The following is a 26,449-nucleotide window of genomic DNA, read 5'->3' as shown; positions in this document are numbered from 1 at the left end:
TGCATATATTTTAATGTTTATCGCTTGTTGAGTTACGTGTCCTTTAATCAACCCAAACACAAATGGGCTTGTTAGCAAGATAAGAATTATTATCGGTGGATAATGATTTCCTCGCAAAGTGTGATTGTTTAGCACGTGTTTAAAAATGGTATAAAGACGTTTAAAAATTGCATATTTGTAATCACTATAATCCACTGATATGACGAAAGTGATATAAGGTGATTTAGTTTTGTAAAAAAGCTTAACGGAATATTACTTATTACAAACTACAGTTATTGCTTGAATTTATTCGTCGGTTACGTAAAGGTAACGTAAGGCTAACGGAACAATAACGTCACGGAGATTGCGCTTGCTTGCTAGGTTAATATTGAGCCAGTAAGGAAGCCCAAATATACAATTGAAAGTAAACGCTGTTCATTTGAAATCACTTAGGGAGTCACGGTGTTGGTCGCAACAAGCGCTTTCGGAATTCTCTGGTTTGAGTTTACGTACAATACAGAGAATTGAAGCAAAATCGGTTGCATCGAAAGAAAGCATTAAGTGCTTGGCTGCGGTCTACGAAGTACCTGTGCAATCACTATGTGTTAGCGACTCAGCAATAGGCGAGTCATCAGCGGAAATAGATGAAACACAATTACAAAAACGAAGCACACAGAGCAAATTAAAGCTAAAACGAATGTATATTCAATTTGCGTTTGTATTTGCCTGTCACATGTTTGGTTTTTTAGGCATCTTCTTCGCGTATGACGAGCAGCGCATTGATAGTGAAATGTTTCAAATTTTAAAGAATGGCTTATCAATTGTATTGGTTTTTTCTGCCCTTTACTTTATGTATCGCGCACACAAGTTGAAGCGAGAATTAGGCATTGGTTCATCTGAAATTTAACCAAATGGGCAAGTAAGTGCTTGCTAAGGATGAAAGATGAAAAGACTACCAGTTGAATTTAATGTGTTAGCTATGGCGTGCGGGTTGTATTTAGTTGTGAGCATCGCATGTTCGATTTTATTAACCTTGGTTTGGCAACTCAATTTGGACGTTACTAATCAAAGCTATCAAGCGCTGGCACAACAGGCAGAACAATCGCCGTTTATAATTATTGGAAGTGCGATAATCGGCGTGTTTACAACGATGCTAACCGCTGCATTTATTACCTTTCGCGCAAAACAACATACTGTGCAGCTCGTATACTTTACTGGGTTGTTAATTTTATATGGTTGTTTAAGCATTTTATTGCACCCTGAAGCGTCCATGTTGATTAACGTATTGAAAGTATTGTCACCTGCGCCGCTGTGTTTTTTCGGTTATTTAATCGCAATAACATACCAACAGAAAAAGCAAACGCAGTGTCTTGCAGCTGAGTAAACTGTTAACTCTCAAAACCGTTTGATATAACCTTGCTTTGCAAAGTAAGCAAAACGCATTATTAAAAAGTTCACCGAGCATCATGTGTTTGATGCTAAAGCCAAATTGCCCATACAGGGCAATTTGTGCATGTGGATTTAATGTTTGTTTTGTACCCATTTACCTTTGTACACAACTGCTGCGACAGGGATATCTTTAATTTTCATCGGATCTACTGTAAATGGATTCTCTTTTAATATTGTAAAATTGGCCACTTTCCCCACTTTGATAGACCCAATTTTATCTTCGAGATTAAGCGTACGAGCCGCATCAATCGTAATGCCTTTCATTGCAGTATAAATATCTAGACGCTGATCTTGAGAAAACGCACTGTTTTCGCTGGTAACGCGATTGATTGCTGTCCACGCCAAGGTTAAGGGTTCTGCGGGAGCCATGGCAAAATCGGAATGGAACGATACGGGAATATTTCGTTTAGTGAGCTCTTTTACACGCACTAGGTTCTCGGCGCGTTGCGGTCCTAACCCGTTCTCTGAGTACTTATCCGCAAGTGCCCAAAGGTAAAAAGGGTTAACAGACGCTTCAATATTGAGTGAATTTATTTGCTCTGCGATTTTGGCATCAAAATAGCCCATATGGTGCAGTGTAAAACGATGGTTTTCGCGAGGATGTGCTTTTTGATCTGCTTTATTAAAGTCAACAACTTGTTGTATTCCTTTGTCACCGTTGGCGTGTACATGGATCTTGTAACCTTTATTCCAATAAAAGCTGAGTTGTTGCTGGAAAAGCTGTAATGGCGTCATCCATTCGCCGTGAAATTCGTTGCCAAGGTAAGGTTCGTTCATTTGCATCGCAAGTGAATAAATAGCGCCGTCTGCAAATAACTTTACTTGTTGAGGTAAAAAGAAAATATTATCGGTATCGTATGCTTCTGCTAAACCTTGCATCTGCTTTTCGGCTTTTTCATTGCTGTTACCGGCCATCCCGTATAATTGCGTGCCATTAGGGATCAGGTAAATATCATAAGGTGGTTGCTTATCCATTTCATTTTTTAAAAATGCGTACTCCATTTTAAAGTCCGCGCTTGGGAAACCTGGTTCTGCGATTGTTGTAATGCCATTTTGTAGCATCAGCTCTGTCATCATCGAGAGCCCTTTTTGGTAGTTCACGGGGTCGAGTAGCACTGAACCAATTTTTGGCACCAACGCTAACCAACCACCTTCATAAAAATGACCTTTTTGCCAGTTTACTTGCGGGTTGTTTGCGAAGTCATTTTCAGCGATATTAAACAGCTTAATGGCTGCGTCATTTAGGTAAATTTCATGAAAGGAACGATGAATAATGCCTACCGGTTTGTTTTCGCCAGCATATTTGTTGAGCAATTCTCTACTAAGTTCTCCATGCCAAAGCTGATGATAGCCCCAAATAAAGTGCATTTTGTTTTCTGGTGCGTTAGCGATTGACTGTTTGAGTTGTTGTTGAAATGCTTCAGGCGTTTTAGTCGCTTTGGAAATGCCGTTGGGCTTTTTCCATTGATGGGGTGCTATTGTATCGTTAGGAAGCATCAAGGCCGCAATTGAAGGGTGCAGATGGGGCTCTATAAATCCAGGCAACAATGTTTTGCCCGTTAGGTTTACCATACGTGCATGTGAGTATGCGTTTTCTGCCTTTTGTTTTGAACCTGCGTAAACGATCTTTCCTGCTTGCTCAACTACGGCATCAACATACATAGGGGAATCACCTTCCATTGTGATAATCTTCCCTCCGTAATAAAGCGATGCGTTATGCTGTGTTAATTGCTTGTTTTCTTTTGCTGTGGCGCTAAATTGAAATAACGCTAATAAAATTAACATGACGTATTTTGTGTTAATTCTCATGGATCCTTCCTTGTTTATTTGCAAGTGTAAAAAGCTCACTTCAGCGTACTTTTGATGTTTAGTTCATCATATTGTGTTGCTAAATTATTGTCATTGATTTTATTGTAAATCCTATGTTTTTTGCATTCACAGTCAACGTTTAACTACGCCTATAAATTACGCTTTACTATTTAAAAATAAGCCAGCGTTACTCTGTGTTGTGTGGTTAGGTTTTGCAAAAAGTCCACTTACATACGTTGCTGCTTGCTGTTGTATTAGTGATTGTACGTTCACAAGGGCTTCATCTAATTGTTTTTGCAGCTCAATGAGTTTCGTATTTTTTTCTGGGTCGTCATCATCTGAGGTGTTACGTAAGTCTTTTATTTGCTGCTGTAGCGACACAATGTGATTAATTTTGTCTTGTGTTTCATCTGGCTTAGCAGTATCTGCTTGTTCATCTGTTTTTGTTGTTTTTTCGTTTTTTGACTCACTTGCTTTGTCTTTCGCGTCAGCAGTGGCTGTATCGCTTTTTGATTGTGTTATGTCGTCCTCGTTGGTGTGAAGTAATGTGTTGTATCCTGAATAGCCCGAGGAAAGGTTGTTAATGTTCATAAACGTCCATAATTTGACATGTAAACAACAGCTTAAGCAAAAATTGTGCCTTATATCAGTGTTTTTGGAATTGTGAGTGAATTGTTATCAGATACGGGAATTCAGGCATTAGCCACGCTGTTGCGAGTAATGGCACAAAAGATAGCCCGTTTTGTAAATGAGCAATGAAAGGTACTTTGCAGACAACTCCACGGGTAAGTGCGGCTTCTTTTTAGCAACAAGGATTATTTTACTTTTTTGAATAGTTTTGTGCTTTAAGCTGGTCTATCACCATACAATTTAAGATGAAGATGTTTGGGTGCATAATTTATGAAAGAGAGCAGCAATAAAGTAATTGTTGGCGCGTTGCTTGGCATTTCAGGTTTATTAATGGCGATCAGTACCTTGCTGATTGGCCAAGATGTTAGTTTAAACCGTGTATTAGATTTTTATTTGCTTGAAGGGTTAATCAGTAAAGATCATGCCAGCTTAATTGCAGCGTTTGCCTTTGCCACGATGGCGATACTGGCTGTATTGAGTATTAAGCATGATAAGACGCAAAAACTACTAGCGATTTGTTTGCTAATTATTAGCGTTACACCGTTGTTTACTCTATTAGATAGCAGCAGATGGATAGCCGACCTGGGTGGTTTTCCTGCGATTGGTTCGGGCCAGGGAATTATTAAATACTTCGCGTTACTGGCACTCGCCATTCACTTTCTTTACGCTGAGAAAATGACATTACGTCAACAACAATTTGTGCAACTATTCCCCGTTGTTTTAGTTTTGTTATGGATTGGTGGTATGAAGTTTACTGCAATTGAAGCACAAGGCATTGAAGATCTGGTTCGCTCGTCGCCATTAATGAGTTGGATGTATCATCTTTGGTCTGTGCAAACAGCGTCAAACCTGATTGGTATTTACGATTTGATTGCGCTCGGCTTGCTGGTTTTTTCAGTATACTTCCAGCGCGTATTGTGGCTTGGTATTTTAATGGCTGGGGCAGTCATGCTGACCACGCAAACATTCCTGTTTACATGGCCTCCAGCGCTATCAAGCGATACAGTACTTAGCTCAGGCGGGCAGTTTTTGATTAAAGATCTGTGGTTTGTTGCTAACTTGGTGCTGTTTACGTGTTTGGCAATAAAGCAATCAGAACAAGCACAATTGAGAGATTAATTGTTCGCTAAATCCCCTCATTTATTTGCGTGTTACTCGCATTACCTGTATCAATTTTGATTTAGGTAATGTGAGTTTCCTTACCCTCATTTATACCTGTTAGTTACTTCCACATACGTTATTTTTGACGCGCAAAAAATAATCGCTTGTTATTTTTTAGACGATCGGTCTATAATCGGCTCATGACAGAGAAAACACCACAACCTCGCAAGCGAGGACGGCCGAAGAAAAGTGAGCGAGCTCACCTCGACACACGCGCTGAATTAATCCAAAGTGGTTTGGCGCACTTTACAGAGTTTGGCTTTGTGGCGTCAGGCATTGATATGATCCTGAAAAAAACAGGCACACCGAAAGGTTCTTTCTATTATTATTTTGACAGTAAAGAGGCGTTTGGTAAGGCAGTAATTGACAATTACGCTAGGTTTTTTGCTAAGCGATTAGATGGCTGTTTGCTTGAACATTCGGTTGACCCTATAACGCGAATTACTCAGTTTGTCGCGTTATCTAAACAAGGGTTGGTTAAGCATCAATTTACGCGTGGTTGCCTGGTTGGCAACTTAGGCCAAGAAGTTGATCTCTTACCAGAGACGTTTCGTGCTTTACTGCTGGCTATTTTTACCGAATGGCAAGATAAGCTGGCGGTGTGTTTAAAAGAGGCGCAACAGCAAGGGCTTTGCGATAAAAACAAAGATCCACATGCCTTAGCTGAATTTTTCTGGGTTGGTTGGGAAGGCGCTGTGAGTCGGGCTAAATTAGCGCAGTCGACCAAACCACTCGATAGTTATTTAAATCACTTTTTAATGTTGCTGAAATAAAATTTTTTATAATTTAATAGACGACCAGTCTATATTTGGAGGTAAGACCGATGAAAGCAGTGCTAATTGAAAAAGATGAACAAGGTTATCGTGCAGCCTTACAAGAACTTGAACCGCGCTTTTTACAAGGTGGAGACGTCGTCGTTGATGTTGCCTACAGCACGTTAAATTACAAAGATGCGCTTGCCATTACAGGTAAAGGCCCAGTTGTTAGGCAGTTTCCGTTGATCCCAGGCATTGATTTAGTGGGGACTGTGGTAGAAAGTGACAGCGAAAAGTTTAAAGCGGGCGATAAGGTATTGCTAAATGGCTTTGGTGTCGGCGAGCAATATCATGGTGGCCTTGCGCAAAGAGCCTGCGTTAAACGTGATTGGTTAATTCATCTGCCGCCACAAATCACACCCTTTCAAGCGATGGCAATTGGCACAGCTGGATATACGGCGATGTTATGTATTATTGCGCTTGAAAAACAAGGGATTACTCCAGATTCTGGTAAAATCTTAGTAACAGGCGCAAATGGTGGGGTGGGCAGCTTTGCCATTTCATTGTTAGCAAAATTGGGCTATCACGTGGTTGCTTCAACAGGGCGCGTGTCAGAGGCTGAATATCTAATTAAGTTGGGCGCAAAAGAGGTTATCGACCGCAATACCTTGTCTGAGCCAGGTCGACCATTAGGTAAATCGTTGTGGGCAGGTGCCATTGATTCGGTTGGTAGTCATACGTTAGCAAATGTATGTGCTCAAATGGAGTATGGTGGGTCAGTCGCGGCATGTGGACTGGCACAGGGTATGGATTTTCCGGCAACTGTTGCGCCATTTATTTTACGTGGTGTGAACTTGCTTGGTATTGATAGTGTGATGCGGCCAATTCCAGATCGTGAAGCTGCTTGGCAAAAATTGGCGAAGTTGATTGATGACACCATGTTAAATGATATCGCAACGACCATTTCACTGTCACAAGTAGTCGAAGTATCAAATGATTTATTGGCGGGTAAGGTGCAAGGTAGAGTCGTCGTTGACCTAGCGCTTTAAAACTTATGGCAAAAACGGTCGCCTGAAAAGCATAGGTAACCGTTTTTTATTTATTCTTTTTAAGAAAGTAGCTTTATCGACTAGTTATGGTTTTGATTCTGCTGTGCGTCAATGTCTTCTTGCAGCGCGGAAATTTGTGCTAATACCCCAACAAATTTTTCTCCAAACTCAGTAATTGTGTATTCCACGCGAGGAGGAATTTCGTTGTATTCAACTTTATCTAAAATACCAAAATCAACATTACGCTTTAGGCATTGATTAAGCACTTTGGTCGACAACCCATCAACACTACGAACCATTTCACCGGGTCGATTAATGCCATTTTCGAGCAAGTGGTAAACGGTTAGCGACCATTTACAGCCAAATATTGTTTCAACCATGCGTGCACTTGTTTGTGGTGCCATTTTTCGTGTAAAAAACTTTTCTTGTGATTTCATAAAGATGTACCAAAAAGTACCTACCTAACCAAATTGTACTTACTATTCAGCTACCTACAGATGCTTTTAATATTACCACGAGTTTAATTATAGGAAGAAGAATATGACAAATTTTAATTATCAGCGTGCTTTGGTTATTGGTGGTTCGAGTGGCATTGGTTTTGAAGCGGCAAAGCAGCTGCTTAAAGCGGGCGTATCGGTTTCGATTATTGGTAATAATGGGAAAAAGCTAGATGACGCGGTAAATGTACTTTCTAATTATGGTGAAGTAAATGGTATTCAATTGAACCTTTATGATGAAGCGGCCGTAACACAATTCATTGAGCGCCTTGAGGGTAATTATGGTTATTTAGTGAATGCAGCTGGGTATTTTAGCCCTAAACCTTTTTTAGCACACTCAATTGCGGATTATGAAAAGTATCACGCCCTGAATAAAGCAACATTTATGCTGACACAAGCTGTGGCAAAGGGCATGATTTCATTAGGTGGAGGTAGCATTGTTAACATTGGTTCAATGTGGGCAAAACAGGCAATTGCCGCAACGCCTTCATCAGCTTATTCTATGGCGAAAGCTGGGCTGCATGCATTAACGCAACACCTAGCAATGGAATTAGCAGCGCATAATATTCGTGTCAATGCAGTTTCACCAGCGGTTGTGAATACACCCATTTATCAGCATTTCATTGAAAAGGATGAGGTTGCTACTGTACTTAAAAGCTTTGATGATTTTCACCCGATTGGTCGAGTTGGGTCGCCAAAGGATGTTGCTAATAGCATCACCTTTTTATTGTCAGAAAAAGCAAGCTGGGTAACGGGTGCAATTTGGGATGTTGATGGCGGCGTGATAGCAGGTCGAAATTAAGGTATACACGCGCCTAGTGTTAGGCGCTCTGGGGTAATTTATGATTAATATGAATTTTGCACAAAGGGTTGTGATAAATACATCCGAGCTTGACTGGGTTTCAAGCCCTGCTAATGGCGTATTAAGAAAGCCATTAGAACGCGAAGCGAAAGAATCAGGTCACACGACAAGTGTTGTTCAGTACGGCCCAAATACGGCTTTTGCAACACACCCACACCCCAAAGGCGAAGAAATTTTTGTGTTAGAAGGTGTTTTTTCTGATGAGCATGGTGATTACCCTGCGGGCACTTATTTACGCAACCCGCCAGGTAGTTCTCACGCGCCCTTTAGCAAAGAAGGTTGTATTATTTTGGTAAAACTCAATCAATTTTCTCCAGGTGATACTGAGTTGGTCAGAATAAATACATGTGAGGCCAATTGGCTTGCCGGACATGGTGGATTAGCAGTCATGCCGCTACATGATTTTGAGCACGAACATGTGGCGCTCGTGAAATGGCCTAAAGGTGAGGTTTTCCAACCCCATACTCATTTTGGTGGGGAGGAAATATTTGTGTTATCGGGAGAATTTATTGATGAACTTGGCAGGTATCCGAAAGGAACCTGGCTAAGAAGTCCACATATGAGCAAACATCATCCTTATGTTGAACAGGAAACCGTAATCCTAGTTAAAACGGGACACCTACCGATTGCCTAACGTTTTATACTGAAAACAAAACGGTTACCTATAAATACAAAGGTAACCGTTTTTAGTTATGCTTTATAAAAGCTATTTACAGCTCACTTGACCTTTTTATGCGTAAAGTGAGCGCAAATCATTACTGACAGCTCGTCGCATCGTATTCTACTTTTATGGTTGCACCTTCTGCGCCGCCTGTGACTTTCATATATGACCAGTATTCACTGCCCGCGGCGGTACTAAAACACAACGATGTTTCACCACTTGCAGCTCCTTGGTTATCACTTTCGCTTGGCCAGCCACCATTTTTATAGAACACATTGAGCGTGCCGGTACCATGGCCTGCTGTAATGGTTACTGTATCGTGGCTACTGGCATCAGCTAGACTAAACCACATGGTACTATTGGCACCTAAACAGGTTGCCTTGCCATTTTCTAAGCGACCAGATGTTACAGGTGACTGTACTGCACATGCGTTGTCTAAAATTGGCGTAACAGGTTCTGAAATTGATACTGTGTAGTCTTCCACTTCACCATCACCAATAGCGCCGCAGGCAGATGTGGCTGCACCATTATATTTCATAATGACACGCATGCGCGTTGTAATGCCACCTGCACTAGCGGGGATTGCCAGATCACTGCTTACTGTGTTTTTGCCCGACAGGTTGGCGATGACTTGTTCGGATTGTTCAAACGTACCATTTTGGTTGAAATCAATATAGGCAGTCCAATGCTCGGTGTAATTGCCGCCAGCTGTTAGCGAAACCGAGTTATTACCGACAATTAGTGGCATGGAAATGCCTGTGAAATCGCCATATCCCTCTTTTGCACTACTGTGGGTTGTGCCTGCTAAGGTGATTGATTCAATCCATTCATAATTGGTATTACCCGATGTATCGCAATAGCCTATATCAGTGATAATTGCCGACGTAGTTGCGCTGGTGGATTCACCTAAATTATCTGTTGCGGTTAGAGTAACTGTGTAGTTGCCAATCTGCGAATAGGTGTGGGTAATTGTTTCTCCTGTTTTGGTGGTGCCATCACCTAATTGCCATTCAAAGCGCGTAATTTCACCATCATCTGAAGAGCCAGCAGCAGAGAAAGTGACAGATTCACCAAGCTGTGCGGTGACTGAGTCAGAAATCACTACGATAGGTGCTTTGTTGGTGTCGTTAATTGTTACCGTTGATGTATCGCTTGCAGTATTGCCGTCGTTATCTGTTACGGTCAGAGTCACTGTGTATTCACCGACTTGCGCATAAGTATGATTTACTGTCTCACCAGTTGCTTGGTTACCGTCTCCTAAATCCCATTGAAAGCTGACAATAGTGCCGTCACTGTCACTGGAACCATTACTAATTAGGGTTACACTTTCACCAATTTGTGCGCTGTAGGCACCGTTCGCTTCAGCGATAGGTAAAGTTGCGTTGGTAGCGCGTTCATAATATGCACGTAAGGTTACGCCGCTATAATCCAAAAAGGGATCAATCATCACATTAAGTGTGCCACCGCCAGCTGGCAGTTCGCAATATTCACTGTGTCTGGGTGCACTAAAAGGACCGCAGTCAAAGGTACTGGTTGTTGGTATTGCATCAACACTTATGTACATATCAGGATCGCCCTGATAGCCGCCAGGTAATACTACAACAGTACGAATTGCATCGTCTGGAATGGTAAACTGATATTCCTTAACCGCATCCCCTTTATTCGCTGAGAGGTTCGTTTCTTCTGTTAAAAATATCCGTTCGCAGTTATTGCAAAGGGTTGCGTCATCTACTGCAATAACTTGTAAACGTGCATTAGTGTATGCAGTGAACGCATCAACCGTGCTGTGGTAAGTCGCATTAATTGATGGCGCTGACACAGTGACTAGCTCGGGTACACCTGCTGATTTAAATGAAATAAAATCGGCATTCCACTTATCACCATTTTTTGTTGGTGCACTACCACGAGATACATATAAATCAGGGTCTTCAGTGTACCCGTCTAAGTAAAAAGCAACGGCTTCAGTGCCTTGGGGAATGGTCACTTCAAAATTATCTGACTCACCTTTGTTGGCTGACAAGTTGTCAAACGACTCTAGAGTGTTACCTTCAGGGGCAATATCTAAACCACTGCCATCCCAATAATGTTCATCGCTAGAAGTGTATTCTTCAAGGCCTGTTGCGATAAGGTTTTCGTTACTCCATAGGCTTTTTCGTGCCGGACCATGAAGTGCGGCTGTCATGCGCTGAACTTGCCCTTTAGTAAACATGGCGTAGTTGTCAGAATAGTGCATGAAGTTTTCGGTATTTGTCTTTTGACCTAAACAGTTAAGTGCATTGTTTTGTAAGATGCTGCTACTCATTTGTGGTGTATCACAGTTGTTGTCGCCGGTGGCGGCACAAAATGCTTCTTGATGCACAGAACACACATCACCATCAAAAGTGTGTGGCAAATTGAGCCAGTGGCCAAATTCGTGGGTTAATACTGAGCGAAAGTTTTCACCTGTGTTGCTGCCAAGGTAATTACCATTATAAACAACACGTGCAAGTCCATTTTCAGACATCGACAAGCTTGGGTACCAGGCGACACCGGAACTTGTTGTGCCGCCGTCTGCATAGAGATCTTGCTGGACATAAATGTTCATGTATTTAAAATTATCCCACGCATCGGCCGCAATTTGGTCGTCAACACCTGAGCCATTACCATACCCTGATTTATTTGCGTAGCGAACAATGCCGTTTGTTGCATTACCATTTGGATCTTTTTTGGCAAGTACAAACTCAATGTTCAGATTTTCTCTAATTGCTTGGAAAAGCGGGTCGATAGGACCATCTTGTGTGTTTGTGCCTAAAAAATCTTCATTACTTTTATTGAGCGCATCAATGATTTTTTCTTCGGTTAAACAATTGCTAGTTTCATCGGTACAGTTATAGGTATCGCCATAAACATGAACCACTACAGGAATATAATAGCGGCCTGGTACGCCATTTCCTGCAGCCACAACCGAAGCGAGGTTTTGATTAACAGCACTTGGGTGTAATTGTTTTAGCTGCGCGAAAGTCGCATATTGCGCTTTGTTTAGTTTTTGCAGTGCACGCCAGTCTTGGTGGTTATCGTCGGTGCCACATATATGGGCAGCTGTTTTTTTATTATCAAATAAAAGTTGTTGTGTTTGTGTTGAAGGTAGTTGAATTGAGCCAGCAAAAGCGGCACTTGTGGGTAAAGTGAGCGCTAACGACAATAACGCCATACATTTTTTTTTATTAAACATTTGATTTCCCTTGCACTCTATCTTGAGTACTTATTCGTTGCTTTTAAAGAATGTATTAACCTGAATTCATAAAATCCCTACTGCATTGATTAATCATTATCCAATTGATTTGCGTGTATACAATATACACAAAACGCATTAATTAAAAGGTTGCTTTCAAAATTTTTACATAAAATATACAAAATGATGGGTTTTTACCGTATTAATTTAAGCTGGCCTTAGCGCATATTTTGATGCTATCTGCTCGTAAAACTTGAGAGCATAACCTTTAGTAGGTCAATTTAATTAAGTTAGGTTATGCGAAAGGCTGAGATAAACCAAAGGTATAAGCACTCGTGCGGCATCTGTTAGCTGGGCAAAATGAGAGTCTGTTTACATGCTCAACAGTGTTATTTGGTTATAGATAATTGCTCTCGGGTTGGCAGTTCTTAATAAAAGGCGGCTGGCCTATCACACATCAATAGTCTGTTGTTACCTTAAAATCATAGTGAGAATACGCATTAGCGATAATGTGACTCAAACTGGCATTAAGATATTTTAATGCCAGTTTATCCTTGTTTCTTGCTGCTTTTACTAATTTGGCCATTGAGCGAAGTGTTCTAATAAATAATCGATTGCAAGGCGTGCACGTAGTGGCATAAATTGCTTGTTTTGATACACAATCCAACTTGTTGCGCCAGTAATGCAATAGGGCGCTAATATTGGCACTAATTTTTTTTGTTTGATTGATTTAGTGAAGGTACTGTCTGGCATGTAGGCTATGCCTAAACCTTGTTCACATGCATCAAGTACCACATTTGAGTTGTTACTTTGCCAGTTGCCACTTACTTTGATGCTTTGCTTAATCCCATCAATATTAAAGGTCCAGTGGTCACTGTTTGCCAAAATGCAGCGATGACTTTTTAGTTGGTTAGGGTGGTTTGGTGTACCGTACTTGGCCAAATACTCGGGACTTGCAACAAGCATCATAGAGCGGCTAATTAGTTTTCGTGCGATAAGGTTTGAATCATGTAACTCGCCATAGCGAATCGCAAAGTCTATGCCGTCTTCTATAAAATTAACCATGCGACTATTAAAGTCAATATCAATGGACAGCTCAGGGTGATTTTTAGCAAATGTCATCAGTGCGGGAGCGACAAAGTTCTCAGCGAAACCACCTGCAGCACTGACTCTCAGTGTTCCATTAAGTTGATACTGCTGCTGAGTAACTTGTTCATTCGCCTGTTGTAAGCCATTTACTAGATATTTGCATTGCTGGTAATAAAACTCGCCATTTTCGGTCAAGCTGATTTGCCGCGTGGTGCGTGCAAGCAAACGCGAGCCCAAACGCTCTTCCAAGCGCGATACTTGTCGGCTAATGTGACTGGTGGAGCAACCTAACTTTTTAGCCGCGGCTGAAAAACCACCGCTTTCGGCAACGGCAACAAATTCAAATATACCTTCAAAACTATCCATATAACGACTCCATTATAACAACCCGCTTTGTGTTAACGTTTTTTATGATAAAGCACACATTTGAGTTGATTGTTGCTAAATAGCAAAAGAGTTTAACTGATTTAGGTAATTATCATTAAATTAGAAACAATATAAAGTGGTTTTAACTTATTAAAACGCAATAAAGGTATTTATTATGAAAAAAGTACTTATTCCAGTAACAAATCACGCAACATTGGGTGAAACCGACCAAGCAAACGGCACGTATGCGCCAGAGCTTACGCATGTTGTTCACGTATTGAACGACAACGGAATTGCGTTTGATATTGTATCAATTAATGGTGGCAAGGCACCGCTTTATGGCACAGATATCGAGGGCGATGATGTGAACAACAAAGTACTTGGTGACGCGTCATTCCAAACGCAGATCAACAATACGGTGCCTGTATCGCAAGTTAATATTGATAATTACGATGCAATTTTCTACCCAGGTGGCTTTGGTTTGCTGTCTGATTTAGCAAGCAATGAAGAAGTTGCGAGTATGGCGGCTAAACATTATGAAGCTGGTGGTATTATTGCTGCAGTATGTCACGGCCCTGCGGCATTATTACCTATCACATTGAGTAACGGCGAACCATTAATTGCGAGCAAACAAGTAACAGCGTTTACCCGTGAAGAAGAGGTCGATTTTGGCACTATCAATGATATTCCGTTCTTACTTGAAGAAGCGTTAACACGTAAAGCCGCCCAATATAGCAAAGTTCAGCCCTGGGGAGAGTTTGTAATTGAAGATGAGCGTGTAATCACTGGACAAAACCCAACAAGTGCTCATGCCGTCGGTGAGTTTTTGGCAAAGCTATTGGCTGAGTAATCGCCAATAGCCTGTTAAATAAGAAGGATTTAATATGAAACAAAATCGCACAGTAAACCGCCAAATTACCTTAGCATCACGCCCCCATGGTGCACCAATACCCGCGAATTTTAATTTAGTAGAAAGCAGCCTACCCATTGCCGGTGACAATGAAATGTTATTGCGCACCATCTATTTATCGCTCGACCCCTATATGCGCGGGCGAATGAGTGATGCAAAGTCTTATGCAGAGCCCGTGGCGATTAACGAGGTTATGGTAGGCGGCAGTATTTGTCGGGTCGAAGAGTCCAATTTAAAAGGATTTGAAAAAGGTGATTTGGTCGTCGCATTTGGTGGTTGGCAAGATTACAGCGTTTCAAATGGTGAGGGTGTAATCAAGTTAGATAGCGCAATGGCCAATCCATCCTATGGGTTAGGTGTACTGGGGATGCCGGGGCTAACCGCGTATATGGGGTTAATGGACATTGGTACCCCAAAGGCTGGAGAAACCTTAGTCGTTGCGGCGGCAACAGGCGCGGTAGGCAGCCTTGTTGGTCAAATTGGTAAGTTGCAAGGCTGCAAAGTGGTTGGTATCGCGGGTAGCCAAGAAAAATGTGATTACGCTGTAAGCGAGTTAGGCTTTGACGCCTGTTTAAACCACAATGATGCTGATTTAGCTGAGCAACTTGCAGCAGTGTGTGATTCGGGTATTGATATTTATTATGAAAATGTGGGCGGAAAAGTGTTTGATGCCGTACTACCCCTTTTAAATACGAAAGCTCGTATTCCATTGTGTGGCTTAATTGCACAATACAACGCAACGGATTTACCATCTGGCCCTGATCGCCTTGGTTTATTAATGGGCAATTTGCTTGTTAAGCGCATAAAAATGCAAGGCTTTATTGTGTTTGATGACTACGGTCATCGCTATGGTGAATTTCAACAAGCCATGGTGCCTTGGCTTGTATCAGGGCAAATCAAATATAAAGAAGACAAAGTAATTGGTCTTGAAAATGCAGTGTCGGCATTTATCGGCTTATTACAAGGCGAAAACTTTGGCAAATTGGTTGTGCAAGTTGGCCCAGAACATTTGGATACAGAATAGAACAGGAGTTGCTTATGATTAAAGTACATCATCTTAATCAATCACGCTCAACGCGCGTATTGTGGTTACTTGAAGAACTAGGTATGCCATATCAAATTGAACATCATAAACGTGATGAAACAACGCGATTAGCACCCGCTAGTTTGGGTGAAATTCATCCGCTAAATAAAGCGCCAATCATTGAACACGACGACGTTGTAATTTGCGAATCAAGCGCCATTATGGAGTACATTCTCGATCAAGATGAAAAACAGCGTTTGCGCCCAGAAAAAGGCACAAAAAGCTACTATCAGTATCTTGAATGGTCGCATTTTGCTGAAGGCTCGTTAGGCTTACCGATTATTGCGACCTTGTTGATGCAAATGGAAAAACGTGATGGCACTAACCCAATGGATGGCTATATTGCAAAAGAGATTAACCTAGATTTAGGTTACATTGACCAAGTACTAGAGGCGCAGACCTATTTTGCTGGTAACGAGTTTACCGCTGCGGATATTATGATGACAATTACGTTAGAGTTTGCGGCTAATTTAAACTTGCTTGAAAACCGCGATAATATTACGCGCTATTTGGCAAATGTACACAGCCGTGAGGCATATCAAAAAGCACGTTCATTTGGCTAACGGTTAGTGATACAAAAACATGCGGCCATGATTTACACTGGTCGCGTTTTTTTATTGATAATAACGTCTATGATTAGCAGTCACTATGTTGCAAAAAGTCCTAAAGGGGATCTTTTAGACTTAACAATTGAAATAGGGTTACCAGAACCTGATCCAGAACCCGGTGGCGATTTTCGCTGCAAAGTAACAATCAGAGCCTTCAAAATTGAAAAGTTTTCCTTCGGGGTTGACCAATTACAAGCTCACAGCCTAAGCATTAAATTACTTAATATGTTGCTGGTAGAAAAGCAAACGCAAGGTTGGCTATTCTATTTTCCTGATGATTTAGACCATGCGATGGATTTTGAAAATGGCTTTTTTTAGCCAGAACCAAAGCTTAAACCTTTCGATACAAAAAGCCTTGTAGCACTAATACGCGACAAGGCTTTTACTTGACCAGAACTTGGGCTATTTATTTAGACGCGGCGTTATACACCAAGTTGGTGTAACCCAATGAGTGAACTTTGCTTAGTAAGCCACACCAATTCGCTGATTCAGGTATTTTGCTTTTTCTAGCTCATCAACAAACGCAACAGCATAGTCAGCGACAGAAATACGGCTCTGGCCTTGTTCGTCAACTAATAGTTGGTCGCTTGTCACGCGATAATTTTGCTGTTTATCGCCAGGGAATATTTCAGCGGCAGGGCAAATAAATGTCCAGTTTAATGGGCTTTGTGTTTGCTGAAACACCGTTAATGCCTCGCCTTGAGCAATCGCTTCATCTTTGTATTCTGCGGGAAACTCAGGCGTATCAACCAGCTTTACATTTGGTGCAGCGGTTAATGAACCTGCACCGCCCACCCAAACCAGTCGCTCAATAGCGGTATGTGGCAATTCGTTGAGTAATCGCGTTGCGGTGTTTGCCACTATGTTGTGATTTCCCAACGCACGGCCACCTATGGCTGCAACAAATACGCTTTCGTCCGTAATTACGTCTGAAAGGGAACTGTTATCGGATAAATCGAATGTTTTAACGTTAACATCGGCCACGTCATATTTTTTGGGGTTTCGCACCAGTGCAGTAACCTGGTGTCCTCTTGATTTTACTTCTGCAACAATATGGCTACCAATCCAACCTGATGCACCTAAAACAACGAGTTTCATATTTTTTCCTCACAATGTGTTCGTTTTCGTTGTGCCTAGATTAGAAGAAAACTATCATGAAATAATCAGGTTAAATTGAAATAGATTGTATCAATTAAGGTTGCTAATGATGGATCGTATCAATGCAATAAAAAGCTTTGTTGAAGTTGCACACTTGGCAAGCTTTACCAAAGCAGCTGAACGCCTGGGACTCAGTCGCTTGCAAGTGTCGCGTCATGTTCAAGAGCTAGAACAATGGTTAGAGCAGCGTTTACTGCACAGAACAACCCGTAAAGTAAGTTTGACTCAACAAGGCGAGCGCGCATTAATCCGTTTTGAGAGAATATTGAATGAAACCAGTGCGCTGGTTGCTGAAAGTATTGCAAATAAAACAGAGTTGTCAGGAACCATTCGAATTTCGAGTCCAATTGGTTTTGCACAAACTATGTTAGTAGATGCAGTGAGCCAGTTTATTGCGCAACACCCGCGAGTTAAGGTCGATATTCACGCCAGTGATAGCTTTTCAAACCTAGTCGAACAGCGTATTGATATTGCGCTTAGGTATACAAATACACCAGATGAAAGCTTGATTGCAAGACCACTTCTGAAAATTGGCGCATGTGTTTGTGTTTCATTAAATTATTTGGCAAAACATGGTGCGCCTTTAACACCGGATGAATTAACAGACCACCCTTGTTTGGTGCATCTAAATCACAATCAATGGCGCTTTTTTAATGACAATACACGTGTTGAAGTGAAGATGGCTGGGCCACTCGTGTGTAATGATGTAACCACGATTGTGCACGCGGCGATAAATAGTGCCGGAATAGCATGGTTGCCGTTTGATATTGCTCGCAGTTACATACAGCAACAGCAGCTTGTGCCTATTTTAACTGAGTATTCACTTGAAGCGAGTCAGTTGTGGGCCGTGTATCTATCGCGAAGTTATCAATCTCCGCTTGTGCGCGCATTTATCGATTTTTTATCGGATTCTTGGCAGCAGGATATTTTGCCAAACAAGTAGGGATCTGAATGTTCAGATCCCTTAGATATGAAAATGGTTATGATCTCAGGTTTGGCGCAATTAATTTACGTTAGCAGTATTTGTGTTAACTTCACCCGAGACCACAGTTTTAAAAGCGGTAATTAAAGCGCAATTGGGCATTACGCTCTTTGCCAGGCATACCACCTAAGAACATCGCCTTTTCGTAGTACACTTTGTCGAATAAGTTATTTAACTTAAGTTGTACACCCCAGTTCTCAGCTTGGTAAGCAATACCCGCGTCAAACACGGTATAACTTGGTACATAACCGTCAGGAATACCAAAGGAGTTTGAGTTTGTACTGCGTTCATCAACATAGATGCCGCCAAGGCTGAATTCAATCGGGCTTTCACTGGTAAAGGCATAGCTTGAATGGGTTAACCAAGCACCCGCTGTAACATATGGTACACCTTTTTGTCGCTCATCATCGTTATCTTGATACACCGCATTGACATTTAACTTCCACTGCTCATTTAAATAAGCATTTAAATCAAGTTCAATACCGTTTGTTTCTTCTTTACCATCATAGAAGTAGCGCGGTACATTCGGTGCTGAAACACCTTCATCAAAATCTGGGTTGTTATAGCGTAAATTAGTGCGACTAGATTCAAATATCACTAATGATGCAACCAGTTGATCATCGAGTGCTTTATAACGCATACCAATATCATTACTGATAGATTCTGAATCTTTACGGTCACTTTCGTTGCCGTAGATAGTGCCAAGCACACTGTAGGCGGTTCGGCCTTTTGCGTGGTTTACAAATATCGACAAGTCGTCATTTACAAGGTAGGTTGCACCTAAATTATAAGTCATACCACTATCAGAGGTATCTTGCTCTGGCGTTGGCTCAGCGGCACTTGCGCGGTAACGCGGGTCCACACCAAAGTGCGCATAACGCTGAGTGATTTCATTAAACGCCACACCAATACGCGTAGTTAAACCAAAGCCAAAATAACCGACGTGTTGAATACCTAAGCCCCAAGCACTGACTTCCTTGTTGTAGTTAGCGGTTTTTAATGGATCATAATCTTCGAAGCTACCAGCGCCCCAGTTTGGGTTACGAATATCAAAAATATACGGCAATTGACCACGATAAATTGTGTTGCCATCTTTATCTTTAATTACTTTATCAGCGTCATAGATTGAATATTGCTGAAAGCGAATATCACGGTCTTCATAATTCGCATTGACTAATAATTCGTTGTCGATATCACCAATTGAAAAATCGTAACGCAAATCAGCAAAATATTGTAACGATTGTTCGTTCGCTGCGACTTTTCGGTATTCTTGACGCCTTGCTGCAAATGGGAACAGCTCACCGTCTACCACAAGTGGTGCGCGTGGATCGGCATTGATGGTGCCGCGGCGGTTCCAATACACATAGTTATAGGCGCCGGTTTGGCGGGCAAACCCCGAATCGTAGTCGCGGTATTGTAATTGTTGGTTAAAGTAGAGGTTATCAGTGATGTTAATATTGTGTGTTAGTTTTACACGGAACTCTTCGCCTTCATTGTCTTTTGCCATCGGTGAAATAATGCCGTTATGACCAAAGGTGTAAGGCGTTAAGCCATCATTGGCAGCAAGTGACTCTGCCAATTGCTGTCTTTGTGCATCGCTTAGCTGAATACCAACCCCGTTAGGGTCGTTTACTAAGTCAGTCCAGCTTACGTCGCCCGCGCCTTTACCGCCGACCGATTCGGCATTATAAATACGAATAGGGTGACCGATTGAGTCAACTGCAATGCCATCTTTAATATAGGCAGTCGAAAGCATTATATCGTGGCTGTCACTAAACACGGTAAGCTAGGTCGTCGGTGATTGCAGCTGTTGAATCAAGTTCAAGCGCATAGGTATTCCACTGGCCTAAATCCGCGGTCATGGTGTGAGAGGCTTCAAACTCTGGCTTTTTCTCAATTAGGTTAATAACACCGCCAGCGCTGCCCATGCCGTATAAACCGGTTGCAGGGCCTTTTAATACTTCGATGGACTCAACATTGGTCATTGAACGGGTAGGGTTAAAGGTGTTGCCAAGGCCTGCGCCACCATACATGCCGTCGTATGTGTAGTTAGCACCAAGGCCACGGATCACTAAATTGTCGCCAATGCCGTAATTGTTACCAGCTTGGGTTACACCACTGATGTTTCTGATAGCATCTTGTAAATTATCGATAAGTTGCGAGTTAAGTTATTCACTGTCAACCACCACTACAGCTGCTGGGGTTTCCATTAACGACATATTCGATTTAGTAGCAAGACCCGAGTTCAGTACCACCTTATTTTGGCGGCCATAAACACTGACAACTTCAATATCGTCGTTGTTTTTAGCTGTTGCTTGGCTATTAGCAAAAGCCACTGAAGTTGGTAAAAGCGCTGCGCATGACAGAGCAATAAGCGAGAGATTAAATGATTTCATTGTTTAGATAATTGTATTTACAACTAAGATGCAAATGATAACTGTAATCATTTGTTATATTCAGTCGTTCAATGTGACATTTAACATTAATAAAAGTAACGGTTAACGTTATTAACAAATGTGCTTATGGCGTAGTCAGATTGACTTACGGTTACAGGCAAGGTTTGGTTGTAAAAACCACTATTTGCAAAGGTACAACAAGTCGGTATGTGTGAAAACGATAAAGAGGATGCGTGGTGACAAAAATGATTTAGACCTAGATACATAAATTTATAGTTACGCCAACCATAAGAAAAGTAGAACAAAATTTTGTTTTATCTGTATTTTGGATTTTTAACCCCTTATACTCCCGTCCCCATATAAATTACATAAACTCAAGGATGATTTTAAGTGCGCTCGCTTCGTTTACTTTCATATCTTTTTTTTCTATCCGTACTGACCGCTTGTGGAGGCGGTGATTCTTCTGCTCCTCCGCCAAAGCCACCTATTGCAGATTTTGATGGTGATGGTATTGCGGACTCTCAAGATAACGATGATGACAATGATGGTTATTTAGACACCGAAGATGCTTTTCCAATGGATAGTACTGAGTGGTTAGATTCCGACTCAGATGGTATTGGTAATAACGAAGATACCGACGATGATAACGATGGTGTGCTGGATGAAGATGATGCATTTCCACTTGATGCTAATGAATCAGTTGACTCTGACTTCGATGGCGTAGGGAATAATTCAGATGATTACCCAAATGATCAGTCGTGTTATTTGCAAACAGATGGTAACGGCAGCACGTGTTATTTAACCTTGTTAAAACAACAAACGAGTGCGCCGATTATTCGAGGCTCGAATGAATATATTTATTTCACCTTGAGCGATACATCACAATTACTTGCTTTAAATACTGAAAATCAACATTTTGACACGCCGCTCAATTATGATAATGAATTTGAATTAGAAGACTTTGTGATTCACCCAACACATGAACGCATTTATTTAAAATATGGTGATGGCTCAGTTAAATACTTCGATCAATCTAAAACATTAAAGCCAAGTCAATTTACGCTTACGGCTGAGCAAAAACTTGTTGTTGCGGGACCTTATTTGATCGTGTCTGATATGAATTCGGTATTGGTTTACGATGTAAACGGGATAGAGACTGGCTCTGCTCGAGTTCCTTATAATATCCAGTATGGTGTTTGGAATGAACAGAACTCGACGTTCTTTGCATCATTAGGCTACTCAAACCAAGTACATGCCCTCGGTTATTTTGAATTAAACAGCGATGGCGAAGTCACTATCGGACGTTATGAATACCCAAGTAGTAATGTTCTTCCAAACACCCATCTGTTTATTGAGTTGAATGATTCTCGGTTAATGTTTTTATCTGGAGAAGTTTTCTCTAAGGAAGGTCTGAGTTATGTTGATAAGTTAGATATTAATTTATTCGAAATGATTCCGGTGAATGACGAACAATATCTTTCATCTCGTTATGTGGCTGGAAATACAACCTTTAGTTGGTTGGATAATGAATTAAACCTAATTGATATGCGTGAGCTAGAAGGTGCGCCAAAGGTGATATCTGGTCACAATGGTCAATTTACACTTATCACCGAAACGATAGACCACTTTAAGGCTCATAATTACGATTTAACAAATGACGTTGACGGCGACGGTATTTCGAACGAGTTGGATGCGTTTCCGATGGATATTGCTGCGTCGTTAGATACGGACAATGATGGTTTTCCGGATAGTTGGAATGATGGTTATTCGCAAGTTGATTCAACTACTGGTTTAACGCTAGATCTATACCCAGGTGATAATGCGTGCTGGTTAGCGGAGCATGATAATGGGCTGGGAGAGTGTAACTTTGGTGCTACTATGCCGAGTTTTACTCCTGAAAAAGTGGAAGCTGATGCAGATGGTATTCTTTACTTGTTCAGTGAGGAACACAGTACGGTGTACAGATGGTCATCTGAAACACAAAACTACTTGAGTCCAATCAAAATTGAGACTGGTTTTATCGGCTCAGCGCCGATTGACATGGCTTTCTCTCAGTCACATCAACGCTTGTACTTCGGATATCAAGATGGGCAAGTTACTTTCATTGATATTGAAAATCCAAGTATCGAACTAGATTTAGTGCAAATTCCTAAACAAGTAGGTGGTGTAGCGATGGCCGGCAATTTTTTACTTGTTCAAGGAGGTACAGGTTCTTGGTCTTCACATTATATATTTGATAAAAATGGAAAAGAGACCGCAGCTAATCATTTTAGTCACTATTCTGACGATTATGCGTGGAATGCAGATAACGAACGAATGTATTTTTTCAGTCAACGCATGTTTCCTAATGACTTGGAATACGAGCAAATAGATCAAACGACAGGTGAGATTGTTGACAATGGAGACTCTCCGTATCACGGTGAATTTCGGATTTTGCCGCCAGTAAGGGTGTCGAATGATGGAAGGTTTGTTTTACTTGGTAGTGGTGATATCTACGATGCCGATACTTTGAATTGGCAAATATCGGTAGATGCCTTAAACGATGCAATTTGGCTAAGTAGCGGGGAACTTGTTACTGTAAATGCTTTGAATGAAAGTACATTTACTCTTACACGTCGAACGAGTGATTTAACAACTATTGAACTAAGTGATTACGAGGGGCAGTTTATTCGCATAATAGCGGCTGCAAATAAAGTTATCATTATTTGTGAATTAAATGGCGAACTTACCTTTATTGAATATGTTGCAAATAATGACACCGATGGTGACGGCGTTGATAATTTAACCGATGCCTTCCCGATGGATGTTGCAGCATCTTTAGACTCGGACAACGATGGTTATCCTGATGAATGGAATGATGGATATTCTGAGGCAGACTCTACCACAGGATTAACGTTAGATAGTTTCCCAAATGATAGTGCATGTTGGCTATTAGAGCACGACAATGGCCAAGGGCAATGCGATTATGCTGCGACAATGCCGAGTTTTGTTCCTGATCTTGTATTTTCCGATAGTGTTGGCGGTATCTATTTATACAGCGAAGAACACAGTAAAGTGTTTCGCTGGTCTGCACAGTCTAATGCATACACAAACCCATTAATTGTGGGTCGAAAAATGGGGCTATCAACAGCTGCACCAAAAAAAGTTGAGCTTTCACATGCGCATAACCGCTTATATTTTGGTTATGAAAGTGGTGAGATTACCTATGTTGATTTAGCAAATATTGGCCCAGAAAAACGATTCGCAAATACTGTTCACTCAGTGAGAGGCATCGCATCAGTTGGTAATCATGTGTTAGCGCAAGGTGTAAGTGGTTCTGCGGAGACAATTTACATTTTTGATGTTGATGGAAATCAAACGGATTATAAAGACTGGCACTATTATTCACGAGTTTATGCGTGGAATAAATATAATAACCGTGTTTATTACTTCCGAGATAATAGTTCGCCCAATGATTTAATGTACTTAGAAATGGATCAACAAACAGGAAGAGTAACTGAGTCGGGTGAAACGCCATATCACGGAGCTTATAGTATAAGACCACCAATCAGGGTATCGAATACTGGTCAATTAGTATTGCTTGGTAGTGGAGACTTTTATGATGCAAATACCTTGGAGTGGCATAGTGTAATTGATGCATTCAGCGATGCGCTTTGGTTACCTAATGGTGAATTAGTTACTGTAACTATTACTCAAGACAATGTATTTGTGTTGGATCGTCACAATTCACGCTTTGATACAATAGAAAGTCTGAGCTTTACTGGTCAATTTATTCGTATAGTTTCTACTGATAATCGCATATTTATCGTGAGTCGGTCTAACGATGACATTTTGTTTACCGAGTACCTTGTAAATAATGATACCGATGGAGATGGTGTAAGTAATATCTTAGATGCTTTCCCAACTGACCCAGCTGCATCAGTAGACTCTGATAATGATGGATTTCCAGATCAGTGGAATTCGGGCTATACAGAAGCTGATTCAACAACTGGCTTAACACTTGATATTTTCCCCCAGGACAGTGCCTGTTGGTTAACGGAGCATGATGATGGACAAGGTTCATGTGATTACGGCGCTACCATGCCTATTTTTGTTCCAGATCAAATCGCGTCAAATGGTACTGACCATCTTTACTTGCTCAGTAAAGAGTATGGAAAAGTTTATCGTTGGTCTTCACAAACTCAGTCATATACAAATCCAATTCAAGTAGGCAAAAAGTCAGCTATTTCATCTGTTTCACCCAATAAGATGGCTTACTCGCCTTCTCATCAACGTTTGTATTTCGGTTATGAAAGTGGCGAAATTACTTATGTTGACGTAACGAACATTGGCCCTGAAATGCGGTTAGCGAATACTGCATCGGCAGTAAATGGACTTGCATCAGTTGGTAATTATTTACTAGCGCAAGATGCTAGCGGTTCTTGGGAGTCACACTATATTTTTGATAGAGATGGAAATAAAACAGATTACAAAGATTGGAATCATTATTCGCGTGTCTATGCTTGGAATGAGCAAAACAATCGCGTTTATTTCTTCAGTGACGGTACATCACCTAATGACCTTCATTTTGAAGTGATTGACCAGCAAACCGGAAAAATAACTGGGGAGGGTGAAACCCCTTATCATGGAGATTACAGCATTAGACCTCCAATACATGTGATTAACCAAGGTGATCATGTTTTATTAGGTAGCGGTGATGTGTATGACGCAGATAGCATGCAATTTGTAACATCGCTGACTAACACGAATGAAGATGCTGTGGCGTTTTCTGATGTGTTTGTAGTGGCAAACTCCAATTCAGAACTAAAAACCTATGATAGTGCATTTTCTATTATCTTAAGCCAGCCTGTAAATGGTGAGCTGCTTGCCATTGAAAAGCATCACGAACAGCTTGTCGTCGTGTCACGCATTTCAAACGAACTACACTTTGAAGTTATCAACTATGGTGATTCAGACGGCGATAATATGCCAGCATGGTGGGAAATAAAATATGGGCTATCTGATGATAATCCAGACGATGCGCTGGGCGATTTAGACAATGATGGACTATCAAATCAGTCCGAGTATTTGTTTAATACGTCACCTATCGAGCCAGACACCGACAATGATGAACTAAGTGATTTTGACGAAATCAATAGTCATTCAACCAAGCCATTGGTATTTGATACTGACGGCGATGGGCTAGGTGATGGTCAAGAAGTCTTAACAGTTGGATCAGATCCGTTAGTAATTGATACTGATGGTGATACATTTAGCGATGGTGATGAGGTATTAAAATACAACACAGATCCGCTCGATGCTGACGCTAAGCCAATCGCAATTAGTGCTTTTACTGAATCATTTGAACAAGGTATCGACAGTGCATTTTGGCAAAATAGTAGCGACAGTGCTCAACCATGGCAATTATCAGATGCGCAGGCAAGTGATGGTACTAGGAGCATTCGCTCAGGGGAAATTAACCACAACCAACAATCAGGTATCACCTATTCAGCGTTGTTAATGGCAGGAAAGTTAACATTTGATGCTAAGGTATCTTCAGAGAGCTGCTGTGATATGTTGAAGGTATATCTGAATGACGTGTTTCAGCTTTCAATTAGCAGCCAAGCAGATTGGCAGAAAGACCTATCTATTGATATACCGCAAGGAGAAAATAAAATCGAATGGCGTTATACCAAAGATTCATCGGTTGCGGAGTCAGATGATGCGGTTTGGATTGATAACATTAAGTTTGTGGGTCAAATAAATTAGGGTGTAATTTAAACCGTTATATAACACTAAAAGCCGCAATCAGTT

At 41.2% G+C, this 26,449-nt stretch carries 19 protein-coding genes and 1 pseudogene; 13 read left to right on the top strand and 7 right to left on the bottom strand.

What is annotated here, in order from left to right; translation table 11 throughout:
• The first annotated feature begins 397 nt into the window (after nucleotides 1-397).
• Both L1068_RS17485 and L1068_RS17480 read left to right on the top strand, forming a co-directional pair.
• Entirely contained in the window at nucleotides 398-886 is a 489-nt protein-coding gene (locus L1068_RS17485) for a helix-turn-helix transcriptional regulator (protein ID WP_343221968.1), read from the top strand.
• 36 nt (nucleotides 887-922) lie between these two features.
• Nucleotides 923-1,363, top strand: coding sequence for a hypothetical protein (locus L1068_RS17480; protein WP_237131264.1), 441 nt, complete (start codon nucleotides 923-925; stop codon nucleotides 1,361-1,363).
• A 137-nt stretch (nucleotides 1,364-1,500) separates the two neighbouring features.
• Here L1068_RS17480 and L1068_RS17475 read toward each other — a convergent pair whose 3' ends face one another.
• Nucleotides 1,501-3,237, bottom strand: coding sequence for an amidohydrolase family protein (locus tag L1068_RS17475; RefSeq protein ID WP_237131263.1), 1,737 nt, complete (start codon nucleotides 3,235-3,237; stop codon nucleotides 1,501-1,503).
• A gap of 156 nt (nucleotides 3,238-3,393) precedes the next feature.
• Nucleotides 3,394-3,828, bottom strand: a complete 435-nt coding sequence (locus tag L1068_RS17470; protein ID WP_237131262.1) for a hypothetical protein — start codon at nucleotides 3,826-3,828, stop codon at nucleotides 3,394-3,396.
• A 309-nt stretch (nucleotides 3,829-4,137) separates the two neighbouring features.
• Here L1068_RS17470 and L1068_RS17465 point away from each other — a divergent pair, with 309 nt between their 5' ends.
• The 3 genes from L1068_RS17465 to L1068_RS17455 all read left to right on the top strand — a co-directional run bounded on the left by L1068_RS17465 (nucleotide 4,138) and on the right by L1068_RS17455 (nucleotide 6,832).
• Complete coding sequence (locus L1068_RS17465) at nucleotides 4,138-4,986, top strand: DUF417 family protein (protein ID WP_237131261.1); 849 nt, start codon at nucleotides 4,138-4,140, stop codon at nucleotides 4,984-4,986.
• A gap of 182 nt (nucleotides 4,987-5,168) precedes the next feature.
• A complete protein-coding gene (locus tag L1068_RS17460) occupies nucleotides 5,169-5,801 on the top strand; it encodes a TetR/AcrR family transcriptional regulator (RefSeq protein WP_237131260.1) in 633 nt (210 codons plus the stop codon).
• A gap of 50 nt (nucleotides 5,802-5,851) precedes the next feature.
• On the top strand, nucleotides 5,852-6,832 hold the full coding sequence (locus L1068_RS17455; RefSeq protein ID WP_237131259.1) for an MDR family oxidoreductase: 981 nt from the start codon (nucleotides 5,852-5,854) through the stop codon (nucleotides 6,830-6,832).
• 80 nt (nucleotides 6,833-6,912) lie between these two features.
• On the opposite strand, the gene L1068_RS17450 is transcribed toward L1068_RS17455, so the two are convergent.
• Nucleotides 6,913-7,269, bottom strand: a complete 357-nt coding sequence (locus L1068_RS17450) for a helix-turn-helix domain-containing protein (protein WP_054979638.1) — start codon at nucleotides 7,267-7,269, stop codon at nucleotides 6,913-6,915.
• A gap of 103 nt (nucleotides 7,270-7,372) precedes the next feature.
• Here L1068_RS17450 and L1068_RS17445 point away from each other — a divergent pair, with 103 nt between their 5' ends.
• Both L1068_RS17445 and L1068_RS17440 read left to right on the top strand, forming a co-directional pair.
• Nucleotides 7,373-8,131, top strand: a complete 759-nt coding sequence (locus L1068_RS17445; protein WP_237131258.1) for an SDR family oxidoreductase — start codon at nucleotides 7,373-7,375, stop codon at nucleotides 8,129-8,131.
• A gap of 40 nt (nucleotides 8,132-8,171) precedes the next feature.
• Nucleotides 8,172-8,825, top strand: a complete 654-nt coding sequence (locus L1068_RS17440; protein ID WP_237131257.1) for a cupin domain-containing protein — start codon at nucleotides 8,172-8,174, stop codon at nucleotides 8,823-8,825.
• A 121-nt stretch (nucleotides 8,826-8,946) separates the two neighbouring features.
• On the opposite strand, the gene L1068_RS17435 is transcribed toward L1068_RS17440, so the two are convergent.
• Both L1068_RS17435 and L1068_RS17430 read right to left on the bottom strand, forming a co-directional pair.
• Entirely contained in the window at nucleotides 8,947-12,063 is a 3,117-nt protein-coding gene (locus L1068_RS17435) for a M43 family zinc metalloprotease (RefSeq protein WP_237131256.1), read from the bottom strand.
• A 573-nt stretch (nucleotides 12,064-12,636) separates the two neighbouring features.
• The gene (locus L1068_RS17430) at nucleotides 12,637-13,518 is read right to left on the bottom strand and encodes a LysR family transcriptional regulator (protein ID WP_237131255.1); all 882 of its coding nucleotides are present in this window, start codon (nucleotides 13,516-13,518) and stop codon (nucleotides 12,637-12,639) included.
• Nucleotides 13,519-13,693: 175 nt separating this feature from the next.
• Between L1068_RS17430 and L1068_RS17425 the strand changes: the two genes are divergently transcribed.
• The 4 genes from L1068_RS17425 (at nucleotide 13,694) to L1068_RS17410 (ending at nucleotide 16,438) form a co-directional block, all read left to right on the top strand.
• The gene (locus L1068_RS17425; RefSeq protein ID WP_237131254.1) at nucleotides 13,694-14,368 is read left to right on the top strand and encodes a type 1 glutamine amidotransferase domain-containing protein; all 675 of its coding nucleotides are present in this window, start codon (nucleotides 13,694-13,696) and stop codon (nucleotides 14,366-14,368) included.
• 34 nt (nucleotides 14,369-14,402) lie between these two features.
• Complete coding sequence (locus tag L1068_RS17420; RefSeq protein WP_237131253.1) at nucleotides 14,403-15,452, top strand: NADP-dependent oxidoreductase; 1,050 nt, start codon at nucleotides 14,403-14,405, stop codon at nucleotides 15,450-15,452.
• Nucleotides 15,453-15,466: 14 nt separating this feature from the next.
• Complete coding sequence (locus tag L1068_RS17415) at nucleotides 15,467-16,075, top strand: glutathione S-transferase family protein (RefSeq protein ID WP_237131252.1); 609 nt, start codon at nucleotides 15,467-15,469, stop codon at nucleotides 16,073-16,075.
• A gap of 69 nt (nucleotides 16,076-16,144) precedes the next feature.
• Nucleotides 16,145-16,438, top strand: coding sequence for a hypothetical protein (locus tag L1068_RS17410; RefSeq protein WP_237131251.1), 294 nt, complete (start codon nucleotides 16,145-16,147; stop codon nucleotides 16,436-16,438).
• 144 nt (nucleotides 16,439-16,582) lie between these two features.
• On the opposite strand, the gene L1068_RS17405 is transcribed toward L1068_RS17410, so the two are convergent.
• On the bottom strand, nucleotides 16,583-17,218 hold the full coding sequence (locus tag L1068_RS17405) for an NAD(P)-dependent oxidoreductase (RefSeq protein ID WP_237131250.1): 636 nt from the start codon (nucleotides 17,216-17,218) through the stop codon (nucleotides 16,583-16,585).
• Nucleotides 17,219-17,327: 109 nt separating this feature from the next.
• On the opposite strand from L1068_RS17405, the gene L1068_RS17400 reads away from it, so the two are divergent.
• Nucleotides 17,328-18,221: a LysR family transcriptional regulator gene (locus L1068_RS17400; protein ID WP_237131298.1), complete on the top strand. Its 894-nt coding sequence runs from the start codon at nucleotides 17,328-17,330 to the stop codon at nucleotides 18,219-18,221.
• Nucleotides 18,222-18,330: 109 nt separating this feature from the next.
• On the opposite strand, the pseudogene L1068_RS17395 reads toward L1068_RS17400, so the two are convergent.
• Nucleotides 18,331-20,656, bottom strand: a pseudogene (locus L1068_RS17395) (TonB-dependent receptor).
• Nucleotides 20,657-21,046: 390 nt separating this feature from the next.
• Here L1068_RS17395 and L1068_RS22175 point away from each other — a divergent pair.
• On the top strand, nucleotides 21,047-26,404 hold the full coding sequence (locus L1068_RS22175) for a thrombospondin type 3 repeat-containing protein (RefSeq protein ID WP_237131249.1): 5,358 nt from the start codon (nucleotides 21,047-21,049) through the stop codon (nucleotides 26,402-26,404).
• Nucleotides 26,405-26,449 lie beyond the last annotated feature (45 nt).

It is taken from the genome of Pseudoalteromonas sp. MMG024 (genome assembly GCF_021654175.1).
GTDB lineage: Bacteria > Pseudomonadota > Gammaproteobacteria > Enterobacterales > Alteromonadaceae > Pseudoalteromonas.
The sequence above is the reverse complement of the archived record's forward strand: the minus strand, read 5'-3'. Positions and strand labels throughout refer to the sequence as shown.

Coding starts and splice junctions, on each gene's coding strand:
- L1068_RS17480 (WP_237131264.1), top strand. CDS start 923: ATGAAAAGACTACCAGTTGAATTTAATGTGTTAGCTATGGCGTGCGGG.
- L1068_RS17475 (WP_237131263.1), bottom strand. CDS start 3,237: ATGAGAATTAACACAAAATACGTCATGTTAATTTTATTAGCGTTATTT.
- L1068_RS17470 (WP_237131262.1), bottom strand. CDS start 3,828: ATGAACATTAACAACCTTTCCTCGGGCTATTCAGGATACAACACATTA.
- L1068_RS17465 (WP_237131261.1), top strand. CDS start 4,138: ATGAAAGAGAGCAGCAATAAAGTAATTGTTGGCGCGTTGCTTGGCATT.
- L1068_RS17460 (WP_237131260.1), top strand. CDS start 5,169: ATGACAGAGAAAACACCACAACCTCGCAAGCGAGGACGGCCGAAGAAA.
- L1068_RS17455 (WP_237131259.1), top strand. CDS start 5,852: ATGAAAGCAGTGCTAATTGAAAAAGATGAACAAGGTTATCGTGCAGCC.
- L1068_RS17450 (WP_054979638.1), bottom strand. CDS start 7,269: ATGAAATCACAAGAAAAGTTTTTTACACGAAAAATGGCACCACAAACA.
- L1068_RS17445 (WP_237131258.1), top strand. CDS start 7,373: ATGACAAATTTTAATTATCAGCGTGCTTTGGTTATTGGTGGTTCGAGT.
- L1068_RS17440 (WP_237131257.1), top strand. CDS start 8,172: ATGATTAATATGAATTTTGCACAAAGGGTTGTGATAAATACATCCGAG.
- L1068_RS17435 (WP_237131256.1), bottom strand. CDS start 12,063: ATGTTTAATAAAAAAAAATGTATGGCGTTATTGTCGTTAGCGCTCACT.
- L1068_RS17430 (WP_237131255.1), bottom strand. CDS start 13,518: ATGGATAGTTTTGAAGGTATATTTGAATTTGTTGCCGTTGCCGAAAGC.
- L1068_RS17425 (WP_237131254.1), top strand. CDS start 13,694: ATGAAAAAAGTACTTATTCCAGTAACAAATCACGCAACATTGGGTGAA.
- L1068_RS17420 (WP_237131253.1), top strand. CDS start 14,403: ATGAAACAAAATCGCACAGTAAACCGCCAAATTACCTTAGCATCACGC.
- L1068_RS17415 (WP_237131252.1), top strand. CDS start 15,467: ATGATTAAAGTACATCATCTTAATCAATCACGCTCAACGCGCGTATTG.
- L1068_RS17410 (WP_237131251.1), top strand. CDS start 16,145: ATGATTAGCAGTCACTATGTTGCAAAAAGTCCTAAAGGGGATCTTTTA.
- L1068_RS17405 (WP_237131250.1), bottom strand. CDS start 17,218: ATGAAACTCGTTGTTTTAGGTGCATCAGGTTGGATTGGTAGCCATATT.
- L1068_RS17400 (WP_237131298.1), top strand. CDS start 17,328: ATGGATCGTATCAATGCAATAAAAAGCTTTGTTGAAGTTGCACACTTG.